This is a genomic window from Actinomycetospora sp., from assembly GCF_055612215.1.
Genome location: NZ_JBVPVA010000198.1, coordinates 1 through 14,310 on the forward strand (window position 1 = coordinate 1; position 14,310 = coordinate 14,310).

At 75.2% G+C, this 14,310-nt stretch carries 17 protein-coding genes and 1 pseudogene; 5 read left to right on the forward strand and 13 right to left on the reverse strand.

What is annotated here, in order from left to right; translation table 11 throughout:
- A partial coding sequence (locus AC0CYZ_RS05395; protein WP_472213079.1) for an ABC transporter permease occupies nt 1-635 on the reverse strand: 635 nt, incomplete at its 3' end.
- A pseudogene (locus AC0CYZ_RS05400) lies at nt 625-1,128 on the reverse strand (ATP-binding cassette domain-containing protein); the annotation flags it as partial. The gene AC0CYZ_RS05395 and the pseudogene AC0CYZ_RS05400, both read right to left, overlap by 11 nt.
- On the opposite strand from AC0CYZ_RS05400, the gene AC0CYZ_RS05405 reads away from it, so the two are divergent.
- Genes AC0CYZ_RS05405 through AC0CYZ_RS05425 form a run of 5 tightly spaced genes read left to right on the forward strand, consistent with a single transcriptional unit; the run spans nt 1,079 to nt 4,889 of the window.
- Nucleotides 1,079-1,597 (forward strand): ATP-binding cassette domain-containing protein, encoded by a 519-nt coding sequence (locus AC0CYZ_RS05405; protein ID WP_472213081.1) that lies wholly within the window; start codon nt 1,079-1,081, stop codon nt 1,595-1,597. The pseudogene AC0CYZ_RS05400 and the gene AC0CYZ_RS05405 overlap by 50 nt on opposite strands.
- The gene (locus tag AC0CYZ_RS05410; protein WP_472213083.1) at nt 1,587-2,486 is read left to right on the forward strand and encodes an ABC transporter permease; all 900 of its coding nucleotides are present in this window, start codon (nt 1,587-1,589) and stop codon (nt 2,484-2,486) included. The genes AC0CYZ_RS05405 and AC0CYZ_RS05410 overlap by 11 nt, the downstream gene beginning before the upstream one ends.
- Nucleotides 2,487-2,497: 11 nt before the next feature.
- Nucleotides 2,498-3,157, forward strand: a complete 660-nt coding sequence (gene cysC, locus AC0CYZ_RS05415; protein ID WP_472213085.1) for an adenylyl-sulfate kinase — start codon at nt 2,498-2,500, stop codon at nt 3,155-3,157.
- The gene (locus AC0CYZ_RS05420) at nt 3,154-4,116 is read left to right on the forward strand and encodes a hypothetical protein (RefSeq protein ID WP_472213087.1); all 963 of its coding nucleotides are present in this window, start codon (nt 3,154-3,156) and stop codon (nt 4,114-4,116) included. The genes cysC and AC0CYZ_RS05420 overlap by 4 nt, the downstream gene beginning before the upstream one ends.
- Nucleotides 4,117-4,127: 11 nt before the next feature.
- Nucleotides 4,128-4,889, forward strand: a complete 762-nt coding sequence (locus tag AC0CYZ_RS05425; RefSeq protein ID WP_472213089.1) for a sulfotransferase family protein — start codon at nt 4,128-4,130, stop codon at nt 4,887-4,889.
- A gap of 51 nt (nt 4,890-4,940) precedes the next feature.
- Here AC0CYZ_RS05425 and AC0CYZ_RS05430 read toward each other — a convergent pair whose 3' ends face one another.
- The 11 genes from AC0CYZ_RS05430 to AC0CYZ_RS05480 form a co-directional block, all read right to left on the reverse strand.
- Nucleotides 4,941-5,291: a 4Fe-4S binding protein gene (locus AC0CYZ_RS05430; RefSeq protein ID WP_472213091.1), complete on the reverse strand. Its 351-nt coding sequence runs from the start codon at nt 5,289-5,291 to the stop codon at nt 4,941-4,943.
- Nucleotides 5,288-6,856, reverse strand: coding sequence for an FAD-dependent oxidoreductase (locus AC0CYZ_RS05435; RefSeq protein WP_472213093.1), 1,569 nt, complete (start codon nt 6,854-6,856; stop codon nt 5,288-5,290). The genes AC0CYZ_RS05430 and AC0CYZ_RS05435 overlap by 4 nt, the downstream gene beginning before the upstream one ends.
- Nucleotides 6,853-7,245 (reverse strand): 4Fe-4S dicluster domain-containing protein, encoded by a 393-nt coding sequence (locus tag AC0CYZ_RS05440; RefSeq protein ID WP_472213095.1) that lies wholly within the window; start codon nt 7,243-7,245, stop codon nt 6,853-6,855. Before AC0CYZ_RS05440 ends, AC0CYZ_RS05435 begins: the two co-directional genes overlap by 4 nt.
- On the reverse strand, nt 7,242-8,864 hold the full coding sequence (locus tag AC0CYZ_RS05445) for an FAD-binding protein (protein ID WP_472213097.1): 1,623 nt from the start codon (nt 8,862-8,864) through the stop codon (nt 7,242-7,244). Before AC0CYZ_RS05445 ends, AC0CYZ_RS05440 begins: the two co-directional genes overlap by 4 nt.
- Nucleotides 8,861-9,841, reverse strand: coding sequence for an ABC transporter substrate-binding protein (locus tag AC0CYZ_RS05450; protein ID WP_472213099.1), 981 nt, complete (start codon nt 9,839-9,841; stop codon nt 8,861-8,863). Before AC0CYZ_RS05450 ends, AC0CYZ_RS05445 begins: the two co-directional genes overlap by 4 nt.
- Nucleotides 9,838-10,629 carry an ABC transporter ATP-binding protein gene (locus AC0CYZ_RS05455; protein ID WP_472213101.1) on the reverse strand — a complete coding sequence of 264 codons (792 nt, stop codon included), beginning with the start codon at nt 10,627-10,629 and terminating at the stop codon, nt 9,838-9,840. The genes AC0CYZ_RS05450 and AC0CYZ_RS05455 overlap by 4 nt, the downstream gene beginning before the upstream one ends.
- A 1-nt stretch (nt 10,630) precedes the next feature.
- Entirely contained in the window at nt 10,631-11,482 is an 852-nt protein-coding gene (locus AC0CYZ_RS05460; protein WP_472213103.1) for an ABC transporter permease, read from the reverse strand.
- 448 nt (nt 11,483-11,930) lie between these two features.
- Nucleotides 11,931-12,413 (reverse strand): OsmC family protein, encoded by a 483-nt coding sequence (locus tag AC0CYZ_RS05465; RefSeq protein WP_472213105.1) that lies wholly within the window; start codon nt 12,411-12,413, stop codon nt 11,931-11,933.
- Nucleotides 12,414-12,556: 143 nt separating this feature from the next.
- Nucleotides 12,557-12,640, reverse strand: coding sequence for a putative leader peptide (locus tag AC0CYZ_RS05470; protein WP_472213112.1), 84 nt, complete (start codon nt 12,638-12,640; stop codon nt 12,557-12,559).
- A gap of 42 nt (nt 12,641-12,682) precedes the next feature.
- Nucleotides 12,683-13,750 carry an LLM class flavin-dependent oxidoreductase gene (locus AC0CYZ_RS05475; protein ID WP_472213108.1) on the reverse strand — a complete coding sequence of 356 codons (1,068 nt, stop codon included), beginning with the start codon at nt 13,748-13,750 and terminating at the stop codon, nt 12,683-12,685.
- Between the two features lie 51 nt (nt 13,751-13,801).
- Nucleotides 13,802-14,310, reverse strand: a 509-nt coding sequence (locus AC0CYZ_RS05480) for a type 2 periplasmic-binding domain-containing protein (RefSeq protein WP_472213110.1), incomplete at its 5' end; no start/stop codon positions are given.

The following is a 14,310-nucleotide window of genomic DNA, read 5'->3' on the forward strand; positions in this document are numbered from 1 at the left end:
GCGGCCGGGAGCATGATCAGCCGGGCGGCCTGCGACCGCGTCGCGCCCATCGCGTACCCCACCCGCGACAGCAGGGGCGGTACCTGTTCGATGCCCGAGACCAGCCCGTTCGCGATCGAGGGCACCGCGCCCATGAGCACGACGAAGTAGATCGTGCCGTCCGTCAGCCCGAACCACAGCACCGCCGCCGGCACCCACGCCACCGACGGCAGGCTCTGCAGGCCCGTGAGGACCGGCCCGATCGCCGAGCGCACCAGCGGCACCGTCGCGACCAGGAGCCCGAGCGGGGTCCCGACGATCACCGCGAAGACGAAGCCGAGCACCGCGCGGCTGATCGAGGTCCAGATGATCGAGAGCGCCTGCCCGCTGCCGAACTCCGCCGCGATCTGGGAGAACACCGCCCCGGGCGAGGGCAGCTTGAACTCCGGCAGGATCGCCGAGGCCCAGAGGATCTGCCACGCCACGACGAAGAGGACGACCGCGACGATCGGCGGCACGACGCTGGTCAGGAACCGCCGCCACCACGGCACCCGGCGTTCGGTCGGGGTGTCGAGGGCGTCGAGACCCCGCCCGACGTCGATCGACTCGTCCACCTCGCGGTCGTCGGTGATCGTCCCCCCGTCGTCACCGGCCATGGGCGGAGATCACCTCGCGCAGCTCGGTCGTGATGTCGTGGTGCAGCTCCTCGGCGTCGGTGTCCGAGCCGGTGCCCCACTCCCGCACCACGCGGCCCGGGCGCGAGGACAGCAGCACCACGCGCTCGGCCAGGCGGACCGACTCCCGCACGTCGTGGGTGACGAACAGGATCGTCGTGCCCGTCGCCTCCCAGACGCGCAGCAGCTCGGCCTGCAGGAAGTCGCGGGTGATCGCGTCGAGGGCCCCGAACGGCTCGTCCATGAGCAGGACGCCGGGCTGGACCTCCGTGGCGCCCGACCCGGCGGTCCCCGTGGCGGCCGCGAGCGCGCGGGCCAGGGCCACACGCTGGCGCATGCCGCCGGACAGCTCGTGGGGCCGCTTCTCCGCGAGCCCCTCGAGCCGGACGAGGGTGAGCAGCTCGCGCGCCCGCTCGCGGCGCTCAGTGCGCCCCACCCCGGCGAGGCGCAACGGCAGCTCGACGTTGCGTCTCGCGGGGGTCGGGCGGACCGAGCGGCGGGAGCGCGCCCGCGAGCTGCTCACGCTCGTCCGCCTCGAGGGTCTGGCGGAGAAGCGGCCCCACGAGCTCTCCGGCGGCATGCGCCAGCGCGTGGCGCTGGCCCGCGCGCTCGCCGCCGCCACCGGGACGGCCGGCTCGGGCGCCACCGAGGTGGAGCCCGGCGTCCTGCTCATGGACGAGCCGTTCGGCGCCCTCGACGCGATCACGCGCGACTTCCTGCAGGCCGAGCTGCTGCGTGTCTGGGAGGCGACGGGCACGACGATCCTGTTCGTCACGCACGACGTCCGGGAGTCGGTCCGCCTGGCCGAGCGGGTGGTGCTGCTGTCCTCGCGCCCGGGCCGCGTCGTGCGGGAGTGGGGCACCGGGTCCGAGACGGACCCCGAGGAGCTGCACCACGACATCACCACCGAGCTGCGCGAGGTGATCTCCGCCCATGGCCGCTGAGGACCAGGGGACGCTCACCGAGGAACGCGACGTCGACGAGTCCATCGACGTCGGACGCGGGCTCGACGCGCTGGACACCCCGACCGAGCGCCGGGTGCCGTGGTGGCGCCGGTTCCTGACGAGCGTCGTGCCGCCGATCGTCGCGGTGGTGCTCTTCGTCGTCGTCTGGCAGGCCCTGTGGGCCTCGGCGATCCTGCCCGAGTTCAAGCTGCCCTCGCCGGAGGCGGTGTTCGGCCAGATCACGGCGGAGTTCGGCAGCGGGCAGGCGCTGTCGATCATCTGGACCTCGGTGAGCCGCGCGGTGCTGGGCTTCCTGTTCGCCGTGATCATCGGGACGCCCCTCGGGCTCCTGGTCGCGACGGTGCCGCTGGTGCGGTCCGCGATCGGGCCGGTCCTCACGGGGCTGCAGAGCCTGCCGTCGGTGGCCTGGGTGCCCGCGGCGGTGCTGTGGTTCGGGCTGACCGACGGCACGATCTACTTCGTCGTCCTCATGGGCGCGGTGCCCTCGATCGCGAACGGCCTGGTGTCGGGCATCGAGCAGGTGCCCCCGCTGCTGCCGCGGGTGGGGTACGCGATGGGCGCGACCCGCGCGCAGGCCGCCCGGCTGATCATGCTCCCGGCGGCGCTGCCGGGGTTCTTCTCGGGCCTCAAGCAGGGCTGGGCGTTCTCGTGGCGCTCGCTCATGGCCGCGGAGATCATCGCGACCTCGCCGAGCCTCGGGTTCGGGCTGGGCGCCTACCTCAACCAGGGGGAGTCGCTCTCGGACATGCCCTCGGTGATGTCGGCGATCATCCTGATCCTGATCGTCGGCATCGGGGTGGAGCTGATCGCCTTCCGGCCGGCGGAGCGGCGGATCCTCGCGGCCCGCGGTCTGGCCACCGGGCCCTGAGCGGGACCGGCATGAGCGAGACGATGCAGGTCCACCCCTCGTCGGTGCCCTGTGCGGGCGGAGCGACGGTGTGGCTGACCGGGCTGCCGAGCGCCGGGAAGTCGACGATCGCGGCGGGCGTGGCCGATCGGCTGCGCACGGTCCGGTGCGGTGTGGAGATCCTCGACGGGGACCTCATCCGCACCAACCTGTCCAAGGGACTCGGGTACAGCCGCGAGGACCGGGCGGTGAACATCCGCCGGATCGGGTTCGTGTCCGGGCTGCTGGCGCGCAACGGCGTCATCGTGCTGGTCGCGTCGATCGCGCCGCACGCCGACGTGCGCGAGCAGGTCCGCGCCGACCACGACGGGCACGGCGTCCCCTACGTCGAGGTGCACGTCTCCACGCCGCTCGAGGTCGCCAGCGACCGCGACGTCAAGGGGCTCTACGCCCGCCAGCGGGCCGGCGAGGTCAGCGGCCTGACCGGGGTCGACGACGAGTACGAGGTCCCGGAGCGCCCCGACCTCGTGCTGCCCACGCACGAGCAGACGGTGGCGGAGTCGGTGGCGGCGCTCGTCGACCACCTCGTCGAGCGCGGGATCACCGAGCAGCCCCACACCGGCCTGCGCGACGCGCAGCGCCGGCCGTCCGGACCCAGCATCGACGAGCACGCGCGAACGGAGCACGCATGACCCGCGTCGACCCACCCCACCCCGGCGTCGACGGGGTGCCGCTGCCCGACGGTGCGTCGGGCACCGTCGTCGTCGCGCCGCCCGACGGGCGGCCGGGGACCTGGGCCGGGGCGCCGAGCGCGGTGTTCCGCGACGGCGTCTTCCACCTCGCGTACCGGCTGCGCCGCCCCGAGGGGGAGGGCCGCGGGTACGCGAACGTCGTCGCGCGCTCCACCGACGGCCTGCGCTTCGAGGTGGTCGCCGTGGTGGAGAAGGAACGGTTCGGGTCGGAGTCGCTGGAGCGGCCCGCCCTCGTCGTCACGCCGGAGGGCTGCTGGCGGCTCTACGTCAGCGCCGCGACGCCGGGCACGAAGCACTGGTGGGTCGAGATGCTCGAGGCCGACACCCCGGAGGGCCTGGCGACCGCGCCGTCGACGACCGTGCTGCCCGGCGACCCCGGGCCGCACGGCTGGGCGGTGAAGGACCCGGTGGTGCGCTCGCACGGCGGGCTCTGGCACCTGTGGGCCTCGGTGCACCCGCTCGACGACCCGGACGCCACCGACCGCATGACCACCGAGCACTACACCAGCCCCGACGGCGTGGCCTGGACCTGGCAGGGCACCGCGCTGCGCGCCGAGGCCGGCCGGTGGGACTCGCGCGGGGTGCGCATCAGCTCCGTCGTGGACCTCGGTGACCGGCTCGTCGCGACCTACGACGGGCGCGCCAGCGCCGCCGAGAACTGGGAGGAGCGGACCGGGGTCGCGGTGGACGGGGACTCGTTCGGGGCCTTCCGCATCGTCGGCGACGGACCCGCGGCCGCGGCACCGGAAGCGGCCCGGACGGGCGCGGGCCTGCGCTACCTCGACGTCGTGGCCCTGCCCGGCGGGGGCTACCGGCTCTTCTACGAGGTGACCCGACCCGACGGGGCCCACGAGCTGCGGACCGAGGCCGTGGCGGCGCGGCTCGTCGGCGCCGCCTGACGTCGCTCGTCGTGGCCCTCCCGGACTTCCTGCTCGTCGGCGCCGCCAAGTGCGGCACGTCCGCGCTGCACAACGCGCTGCAGAAGCACCCGCAGCTCTACCTCCCCGAGGTCAAGGAGCCGAAGTTCTTCCTCACCGACGGGCCGCCGCCGAGCGCGGGCGGCGGCCCGGGGGACGTGGCGACCTGGGGCGAGCACGTGTGGCGGCGCGCGGACTACGAGGCGCTGTTCGACCCGGCGCCGCCCGGCGCGCTGCGCGGCGAGGGCACCGTGTTCTACCTCTACGACACCGACGCCCACCAGCGCATCCACGACCTCGTCCCGGAGGCGAAGCTCGTCGCGGTGCTGCGCGACCCCGTGGAGCGGGCGCACTCGAACTGGTCGCACCTGCGCGGCGCGGGCCTCGAGCCCGAGGCCGACTTCCTCACCGCGTGCGGGCTCGAGGACGAGCGGCGCGCCGCCGGGTGGGCGCACTTCTGGCACTACGTCGCGCAGGGCCGCTACGGCGAGCAGCTCGAGCACCTGTTCTCGCTGTTCGCCCGGGATCAGGTGCTGCTGCTGCGCTACGAGGACCTCAGCGACGACCCGGTGACCACGGCGGACCGGGTGTGCGCCTTCCTCGGCGTGGAGACCGGGCTGATCGCCGAGGTGCCCCGCCACCACGTCCGGCCCGACGTCACCGGGCGCACGAGCGGCCCGACTCCGGCCGAGCGCGCCGCGGCGCTGCCGTGGTTCGCCGACGACACGGCCCGGCTGGGTGCCTTCGGCTCGTGAGCACTTTCGGGGGTCATAGCACCCTAAAGTGCTCACGAGCGCGAAGCGCACCTACACGAGCGGCGGGCCCGGCGCGTCGCCCGGCTCGTGGCGCAGCGGCGGGCCGACGGCGATTCGTGCACCCGGGGTGCGGCCGCGGCCCCACCCGAGCGCGTCGCGGTAGCTGCCGAGCGACGCGCCGAGGGCGGCCTCGTCGGGACCCTCGGTCAGCGGACCCCGGTCCGGCGCGACGAACAGCGCGTCGACGGGGCAGTAGGCCTCGCAGAGGAAGCACGTCTGGCAGTCGGCCTGCCGGGCGACGACCGGCACGCCGTCGGCCCCGCGGTCGAACACGTCGGTGGGGCAGACGTCGACACAGCGGTCGCACCCGATGCAGCGCTGCGCGGACACCAGCTCGATCACGCCGCCACCGCCAGGGCCGCCGGGCGGGTCCAGAGCTCGTCGAGCCCCCCGACGTCGAGGCGGTGGTGCCAGGCCGGGTCGCGGCCGGGCCGGTCCTCGCGCTTGTGCATGCCGCGCGACTCGTCCCGGGCCAGGGCGGCGGTGTACATCCAGCGCCCGGTGGCCGTCATCGCCGCGGCCTCCCGCGCCCGCCAGGGGTCGGCGTCCACCAGCCCGGTGCGGGCCGAGCGCCAGAGGTCGTCCAGGCGACCGAGCGCGGGGGCGAGCCGGTCCGCGTGGCGCAGGTAGTTCAGGTCGTAGGGCAGGACCTCGGCCTGCACCGCCCGGACCACCTCGCGCGCCGTGGTCGTCCCGACGCCGCCCGGCCGCAGGCCCGCGCCGCCCGCCCCCGTCGCGGGACGACGACGGTCGCGCACCGTCCGGGCGTGACGGGCCGCCGCCCGCCCGGCCCAGCTGCCCGAGGACAGCGCCCAGGCCGCGTTGTGGCTGCCGCCGCCGGTGAACCCGCCGCAGATGTACTCCCGGGTCGCGACGTCGCCCGCCGCGTACAGCCCGGGGACCCCGGTGTCGCAGCGGGTCGAGGCGAGCGCGATCCCGCCGGTCCCGCGCACCGTGCCCTCGGCGAGCAGCGTGATGGGGAACAGGTCGGTGAACGGGTCGATGCCGGCGCGGTCGAAGGCCAGGAAGAAGTTCGGCTGGCCGCGGCGCATCGCCGCCCGCTCGGCGGGCCCGGCGTGGTCGAGGCGGGCGAGCACCGGCTCGGAGAGCAGCGTCCGCGCGATCACCGACCGGCCCCGGGTGCTGCCCGCGCCCTCGAGCACGGTGCCATCGGCGCGGTAGAAGCTCGCGTAGCTGTAGTAGGCCGTCTTGGTGACCGAGCTGTGCGCGGGCGCGATCGCGTAGGCGTTGGAGAACTCCATGCCCGACAGGTGCGCCCCGACCTCGGCCGCCGCGAGGGTCCCGTCGCCGGTGTCGACGTGGGTGCCCAGCGCGCCACTGGCGAACGCGCACCCGCCGGTGGCCATCACGACGGCGCCGGCCCGCACCCGGTAGTCCCCGCCGGCCTGGCGGCGCTGCCCGGCCGCCCCGACGACCGCGCCGTCGGCGTCGGTCAGCAGCTCGAGCAGCGGCGAGTGGTCGAGGATCCGAACCCCCGCGCGGCGCACGAGCACCCGCATCCGCCGCATGTACTCCGGGCCCTGCACCCCGCGGCGGATCTGGTGCCCGTCGTCGTCGACCGGGAAGGGATAGCGCCCGCGCTCGGCGAGCTCGTCCATCCCGGCGTAGGTCTCGTCGAGCACGCGGGTCATCCAGCCGCGGTCGGCGAGGTGGCCGCCGAGCGCCTCGCGGGACGCCATCGCCACCTCGCGGGCGGCGGGGTCGGGCTCGACGTACCAGACGCCGGTCCCCGCGGCGGCCGTCGCACCGGACGCGCCACACCAGCCCTTGTCGACGAGCACGACGTCGGCCCCGGCGTCGGCGGCGCGCAGGGCGGCCCACGCGCCGGCCGGCCCACCCCCGGCGACGAGGACATCGGTCTCGAGCTCCACCGCGGGGTCGGTCACGGGCGCGGTCCTTCCTGGTCGGGCGCGGCGGGTTCCGGCGCGGGCAGGGCGCGCAGCCGGGCGGTGAAGATCTGATTGCGGTCGGCGAGGCTCCCCGGCGCGCGGCCGTGGCCCCAGCCGATCCAGCCGCGGTACTCCCCGAAGCGGCCCTGGGCGGCCAGGGCGTCCTCGTCGCGCAGCGGGGAGCCGGCCGGCGCGGGACCGGAGAGCGGCGAGACGAACAGCGCGTCGGTGGGGCAGTGCGCCTCGCAGAGGAAGCAGGTCTGGCAGTCGGACTGGCGGGCGATGCTCGGCCGGCCGGCGTCGTCGGCGTCGAAGACGTTGGTGGGGCAGACGTCGACGCAGATGGCGCAGTCGATGCAGCGGGCCTCGCTGATCACCTCGATCACGACGCGATCACCGCCCGGCGCTCGTCGGCCAGCACCGCCACGTCGTCGAGCCCCCGCACCCGCAGCCGGCGGGCCTGGCCCGGATCGGTGTCGGGGTGGTCGTCGCGCTGGTGCATCGCCCGGGACTCCGGGCGGGCCAGCGCGGCCCGGTACATCCAGCGGGCGTGGGCGACCATCGCGGCGGCCTGCCGGCTGTGTGTACCCGGCCGGTCGGCGGGGGCGAGCCCGTCGACGACCTCCTCCCACAGCGGGTCGAGGACGGCGAGCGACTCGCGCAGCCCCGCCCCGGTCCGGAAGCGGTTGAGCTCGAGGGGCAGCACCCGGGCCTGGACGGCGGCGACGACCTCGCCGGCCGTGCCGCGCGGCCGCCCGGGCGGGCGCAGTCCGGCGCGCCCCGCGCGCACGACGTGGGCGGCGGGTCGCGTGTCGACGGCGTGGCGGGCGGCCGCCGCACCGGCCCAGCTGCCCGAGGAGATCGCCCACGCGCCGTTGTGGCTGCCGCCGCCGGTGATCCCGCCGGTGATGTCCTCCCGGGACGCCGCATCCCCCGCGGCGAACAGGCCGGGCACCGCCGTCGCACAACCCACGCCGGGCACGGCGATGCCGCCGGTGCCGCGCACCGTCCCCTCGAGGACGGCCCGGACGGCGAAGCGCTCCCGGAACGGGTCGACGCCCATCTTGTCGAAGGGCAGGAAGAAGTTCGGCTGCGACCAGCGCATCCGCTCGTGCAGTTCCGGCTCGGCGCGGTCGAGCCGGGCGTAGACGGGGCCCTCGACCATGGCCCGCTGCAGGGCGGGCCGGCCCATGCCGCCGATGTCGAGCTCCGTGCCGTCGGCACGGCTGTAGCTCGCGAACTGGTACATGAGGCCCTTGGTCTCGGCGCCGAACGCGGGCGCGGTGCCGTACTGGCAGGAGAACTCCATCCCGGAGAGCTCCGCGCCGACCTCGGCGGCCATCAGCGCCCCGTCCCCGGTGTCGACGTTGCAGCCGAGCGCTCCCGAGAGGAACGCGCAGCCGCCGGTGGCGACGACGACGGCGCCGGCCTCGATCGACCAGGGCGCGTTGCCGTGCTGCCGGTGCACCCCGGCCGCTCCGACGACCGCCCCGTCGTCGTCGTGGAGGAGCTCGGTCGCGGGGGACTGGTCGACGACGACCACGCCGGCGCGGCGCACCCGGCGTCGCTGCAGCCGCATGTACTCCGGTCCCTGCAGGCTGCCGCGGTAGCGGCGTCCGTCGCCGGCGAGTTCGTCGGGTGGGAAGGGATAGCCGGCCGCGGCGAGCTCGCCCACGGCGTCCCAGGTCCGCGCCACGGCGGCGGCCATGCGGGTGCGGTCGGCGAGGAACCCGCCCTCGCGCATCCGCGTCTCGATCGCCCGCTCGCGGGCCTCGCCGTCCGGCGGCACGAACCACAGGTTGTTGCCGCCGGCCGCGGCGGCCCCGCTCGTGCCGCACCAGCCCTTGTCGACCAGGGCGACGGTTGAGCCCTCGGCTGCGGCCGCGAGCGCGGCCCACGTGCCGGCGGGGCCGCCGCCGAGGACCAGCACCCCGACGCGGGCGGGGACCGCGACCGGCCGGCGGGCGCTGCGGCGGACGCGGGGTCCGGCTCCGGGCCCCGTCACGCCCGGCCCCCGGGCGTGACCCACGAGTCGACGTCGAACGGGCCGGCCGCGAGCTGCTGGGAGACCAGGAAGTCCAGCGTCGTCCGCGCGGTGGCGACGTCGGTCGGGGTCACCGCCGGGTTCCCGAACTCGGCGGCCGGGTAGGACTGCGCGATGATCGGCTGCGGCAGCCCCGAGACCTTCGCGGCCCAGGCCTGGTAGGCCGAGGGGTCCTTCGCGATCCCGCCGGCGGCCTCGGCGATCGCGGCGTTCCAGGCCTGCGCCAGCTGCGGGTGCCTGCCCGCCGCGTCGGTGCCGATGGTGATGTAGCTGTTGCCGGGCAGACCGGGGTGGGCGCTGGCCTTGTCGATGACGGCGTAGCCCTTGGCGGCGAGCTGCGGGGCGACGGGCACCGGGGCGGCGTAGGCCGCGATGTCGCCCTTGTCGAGCGCCTGCTGCGCGCTGTTGGCGAGCAGGAACGTGATCTTGACCTGGGAGGCCAGCCCGGTCTGTCCGAGCAGCCCGACGAGGTAGCGGTGCATGTAGGAGCCCTGCTGCGTCGCCACGGTCTTCCCGCGCAGGTCGTCCAGCGAGGTGACGCCGCGTCCGGCGACGAGCCAGGCGTCCTGGCCGCGCAGGCTGACCCCGGCGAGGGTGGTGGGCAGATTCGCGGCGCGCCCGGACACGGCGGGGGTGTCGCCGAGGACGCCCATGTCCAGCGAGCCGCCCTTGAGGGCCTGGTTCAGGTTGGGGCCGTTCGGGAACGACGTGAACGCCACGTCGGAGATCCCGGCGTCGCGCAGGTGGCGCTGCAGGATGCCCTGGCTGTAGGCCCACTGCTCGACGCCGTAGCCCTGCTGGCTGCCGGTGACGATGACGCCGACGCGCAGGGTGGCGCCGCCGGAGCCCCCCGGGCCGCCCGAGCCCCCGGACGAGCACGCGGCGAGGACGAGCAGCAGCAGGACGGGGAGGGCGGCGCGCCGGAGCAGGCGGATCACGGGGTGTTCTCCTCGGGGAGCGATGCGGTGGTGGTGGCCGAGGTCTCGACGCCCAGCCAGCCCAGGAGCTGGTCGCGGTGGGTGCCGAACGCCGCGCCACTGGGGTCGCGCGGGCGGTCGAGGTCGACGGGGAGCTCGTGGGCGAGCGCGCCGTCGCGCAGGACGACGGCCCGGTCGGCGAGGGTCACGGCCTCGTCGACGTCGTGGGTCACGAGGATCGCGGTGAGGCCGCGCCGCGCGCAGAGGTCGGCGATGAGGCGCTGCATCCGCAGCCGCGTGAGCGCGTCGAGCGCGGCCAGGGGCTCGTCGAGCAGCAGCAGGTCGGGGTCGCGGACGAGCGCACGGGCGAGGGCGACGCGCTGGGCCTCGCCGCCGGAGAGGGTTTTCGGCCACTGGTGGGCGAGGTGGGCGAGCCCGACCTCGTGCAGCGCCTCGATCGCCCGTTCCCGCACGTCGGCGCCGCGCAGACCGAAGGCCACGTTGCGCCACGCGCGCTGCCACGGCAGCAGGCGCGGCTCCTGGAAGGCGACCGAGACGCGCGACGGGACGCGCACCCGGCCCTCCGCCTCGCGGTCGAGGCCGCCGAGGATCTTCAGCAGCGTCGTCTTGCCCGAGCCGCTGGCCCCGAGCAGCGCGAGGAACTCGCCGGGACGCACCTGCAGGTCGACCCCGCGCAGGATCTCGCGCTGCCCGAAGCGCCGGCGGACACCGCGGGCGTCGACGGCGAGGGCGGTCGGGGCGTCGGCGGGCTCGTCGGCGACGACCGTGCCCGGGAGGAGGGAGGTCATCTCAGCTCGCCTCCAGACCCTGGCGCCAGGTGAGCAGCACTCGCTCGAGCACCCGGACGACCAGGTCCGAGATCAGGCCGAGCAGGGCGTAGACGACGAGGCAGACCACGATCCGGTCCGTGCGCAGGTTGTCCTGCGCCTGCAGCATCAGTGAGCCGATGCCACCGTCGGAACTGATCTGCTCGCCGACCACCAGCGCGAGCCAGGCGATCCCCAGCGCGAGCCGCAGCCCGACGAGGATGTTCGGCAGGGCACCGGGCAGCACGACCGAGCGGATCACGCTCCAGCGCCCGGCACCGAAGGTCCGGGCCGCCTCGACGAGCCGGCCGTCGACGTTGCGGATGCCGACCAGGGTGTTCACGTAGACCGGGAAGCTGACGCCCAGGAACACCAGCGCGATCTTCGGGGTGTCCCCGATGCCGAACCACAGGATCAACAGCGGGGTGATCCCGAGGAAGGGCAGGGTCCGCAGCATCTGCATCGGGCTGTCGACGAGGTCCTCGCCCACCCGGAACAGGCCGGACACGAGGGCGAGGGCCAGCCCGACGGGCACGCCGAGCGCGAGGCCGACGGCCGCACGCTGCAGCGAGACGAGCAGGGCGGTGTCGAGGTCGCCCGAGGCGACCATGTCTCCCGCGGTCCTGACGGTGTCGAGCGGGGAGGACAACGTGTCCGGGGTGAGCACCCCGGTCTCCGCGAGGACCTGCCATGCGACGAGCAGGGCGACGACGACCAGGGCGCGGCGCAGCGGCCGCGGGACCACGCGGCGGGACCGGGCGGCGCGCAGCGGGAGGTCGCGCAGGACGGGCGCGGCCGGGGACGGGTGGTCGGTGGCGACCGGTGGTGCGGACACGGGGGCCCTTCGGGTCGGTGGACCCCGGGCGCGCGCAGCACGGCCCCGTCGTCCCCCGGGGGAGGGAGGACGACGGTGCGGGACGTGCGGAGGTGGCGCGGTCCGGGAGGACTCGGGGCGCGCGGCTCGAGGGGGCCGCGCGCCGGTCAGGCTCTCAGAGCGAGCGACAGACCGCGCTGCAGGTGCGCTTGAAGTCGAGGTGACGACGACGGGAGAACGTCGCAGCGTTCACGGCGCCCGCCTCCCGGTCGTGGTGGTGCGCCCGGAGGCGTACCGCTCGGTCACTGCATCTTGTGTGGCGTGTTCGCCGAGGGTCAAGAGCGTCGGGACGTGCTGTGTGGCCGGTCTCAGTGACTTGACCTGACAACCGACACACAACGTGCACCGACGCCGGGGGGTCCGATCGCGAAGGAGACGACCGGACCTCCCGGGCCCTCGGCGGAGCGCCTCAGACGCGCGCGGGCAGCTCCGCACGGGTCCAGGTGTTGACGAGCTCCAGGCCGCTGCGCTCGAAGAGCTGCGTGACCGGGCAGCGGCGCGCGGTCTCGGAGATCAGCGTGTCGAACTGCTCCGGAGTCGCATCGGTCTCGACGGTGGCGCGCACCTCGACGCGGTCGAAGTTCGCGTTGCCCTCCGCGCCGCCGACGAGCACCGCGGTGTCGAGGTCGCCCTGGATGTCGAAGCTCCACTGCCCCAGCGAGATGCCGAGGTCCTTCGCGACGAGGCTCGCGGTCACCTGGTTGCACGAGGTCAGGGCGCCGAGGGCGTAGAAGAGCGGGCTCGGCGCGGAGTCGGCACCGCCGAAGGCCGGGTAGGCGTCGGCGGTGAAGACGTGCCCGCCCTCGCCGCCCGCGGTGAGGGTCTGGAAGACCCCGGTCCCCTCGCCGTGGACGGCGAACGGGACGACGGTCTCCTTGGGCTTGATGGCCATGAGGGGGCTCTCCTTCGAGAGGGTGGGGTGATCACCGGTGCGCGGACGCGCGTCGGGCGGAGGGGGCGCGCGCCGTCATCGGGCGCGCGAGGACGCCGCGGCGGTGCCGCGGTCAGTGAGGGTGGGGCAGGCCGGGAGACGGCTCAGCGGGCGGGTCGACAGCCCATCGAGGGCGTCCGGCACAGGTCGACGTGCAGGCGTCGCACCAGTGTCGGGATCACGATCACCCTTCCTAGTCGATCGGACCCGCCACGCCAACCCGGCCTGTCTCACAGGAGGGGGAGGACGCCCTCGCCCACCTGGTAGGCCTCCTCGAGGTGGGGGTAGCCGGACAGCACGAACTCGTCGATCCCGAGCTCGTGGTACTCCGCGATCCGCTCCGCCACCTGCTCGTGGCACCCGACGAGGGCCGTGCCCGCCCCGCCGCGGACGAGCCCGACGCCGGCCCAGAGGTTCGGGCTGATCTCGAGGTCGTCGGCCGAGCCGCCGTGCAGGGCGAGCATCCGCTGCTGGCCGACCGACTGGCTGGTGCGCAGGGCGGCCTGGGCGCGGGCGATCTCCGCGGGGTCGAGGGCGTCGAGCATGCGCCGCGCCTCGGCCCACGCCTGCTCGGCGGTGTCGCGGGTGATGACGTGCAGCCGGATCCCGAAGCGGATCGCCCGGCCGGCCTCGTCGGCCAGCTTCCGGACCCGCCCGATCTTCTCGGCGACCTGCGCGGGCGGCTCGCCCCAGGTCAGGTACACGTCGGCGTGGCGGGCGGCCACGGGCAGCGCGGCGTCGGAGGACCCGCCGAAGTAGACCGGCGGCGTCGGGTCCGGTGCGGCCAGCGTGCCGGCCCCGGCGACGTGGTAGTGCTCGCCGGTGTAGTCGAAGGGGTCGGAGTGCCACGCCCCCCGCAGCACCGTCAGGAACTCGTCGGTGCGCGCGTAGCGCGAGTCGTGTTCGGCCCAGTCACCGAAGCGCTGCTGCTCGACCGCGTCGCCGCCGGTGACGACGTTGAGCATGAGACGCCCGCCCGAGATGCGCTGGTAGGTCGAGGCCTGCTGGGCGGCGAGCGTGGGGGAGATCAGCCCGGGGCGGAACGCGACGAGGTAGCGCAGCGTGCGGGTCTCGCGCAGCAGGGCCGCCGTCGTGATCCAGGCGTCCTCGCAGAAGGTCCCGGTGGGCGTGAGCACCCCGGTGAAGCCGAGGTGCTCGGCGGCGCGAGCGATCTGGGCCAGGTAGTCGAGGTCGGGCGGACGCGCGGTGGCGCCGGCCTCCCCACGGTCGGCGTGGCGGCGCGCGACGATGCCGCGGGCGTCGCCGGAGGTCGGCAGGAACCAGTGCGGGACGATCATGGCGCTCCGCGCCGGGTGGAAGGATGCGGTCGCCGGGACGACCGAATCCGGTCACATCGGCGCGGCCCTCCCCTCGAATCGGCGGTCGACGACGTCGGCGAAGCGGACGCGTCCGGGGATCACCCCGGCGTCGGAGAACGCGTCGGCGAGCTCCTGTTCCGAGGCCACCAGGCGGTCGTCCATCGGCACCGGCAGGTCCGGGCCGCGCTGCACGGCGAGCCGGGTGACGGGGAGCGACAGCTTGGTCTCCTGGCTCCACGAGACGGCGCGCTGCTCGCGGTGGGTGTCGGAGAAGCGCATCGCGGCGTCGACCCGGCGCAGGTAGTCCGCGATCGCCGCCTGCTTGCGCGCGTCGGCCAGCGCCCCGTTGCCCGCCACCTCGAACGAGTAGCCGTTGGCGGTGCCGTCCCCGGTGGCGACGACCCGGGCGCCGGACTCCAGCTGGGCCTGCGCGGTGTACGGGTCCCAGGTCGCCCAGGCGTCGACCTGGCCCTGCTTGTACGCCGCGTAGGCGTCGCTGGGTTGCAGGTAGCGGGGGTCGACGTCGTCGAGGGTCATCC

Coding starts and splice junctions, on each gene's coding strand:
- AC0CYZ_RS05410 (WP_472213083.1), top strand. CDS start 1,587: ATGGCCGCTGAGGACCAGGGGACGCTCACCGAGGAACGCGACGTCGAC.
- cysC (WP_472213085.1), top strand. CDS start 2,498: ATGAGCGAGACGATGCAGGTCCACCCCTCGTCGGTGCCCTGTGCGGGC.
- AC0CYZ_RS05420 (WP_472213087.1), top strand. CDS start 3,154: ATGACCCGCGTCGACCCACCCCACCCCGGCGTCGACGGGGTGCCGCTG.
- AC0CYZ_RS05455 (WP_472213101.1), bottom strand. CDS start 10,629: ATGACCTCCCTCCTCCCGGGCACGGTCGTCGCCGACGAGCCCGCCGAC.
- AC0CYZ_RS05465 (WP_472213105.1), bottom strand. CDS start 12,413: ATGGCCATCAAGCCCAAGGAGACCGTCGTCCCGTTCGCCGTCCACGGC.
- AC0CYZ_RS05475 (WP_472213108.1), bottom strand. CDS start 13,750: ATGATCGTCCCGCACTGGTTCCTGCCGACCTCCGGCGACGCCCGCGGC.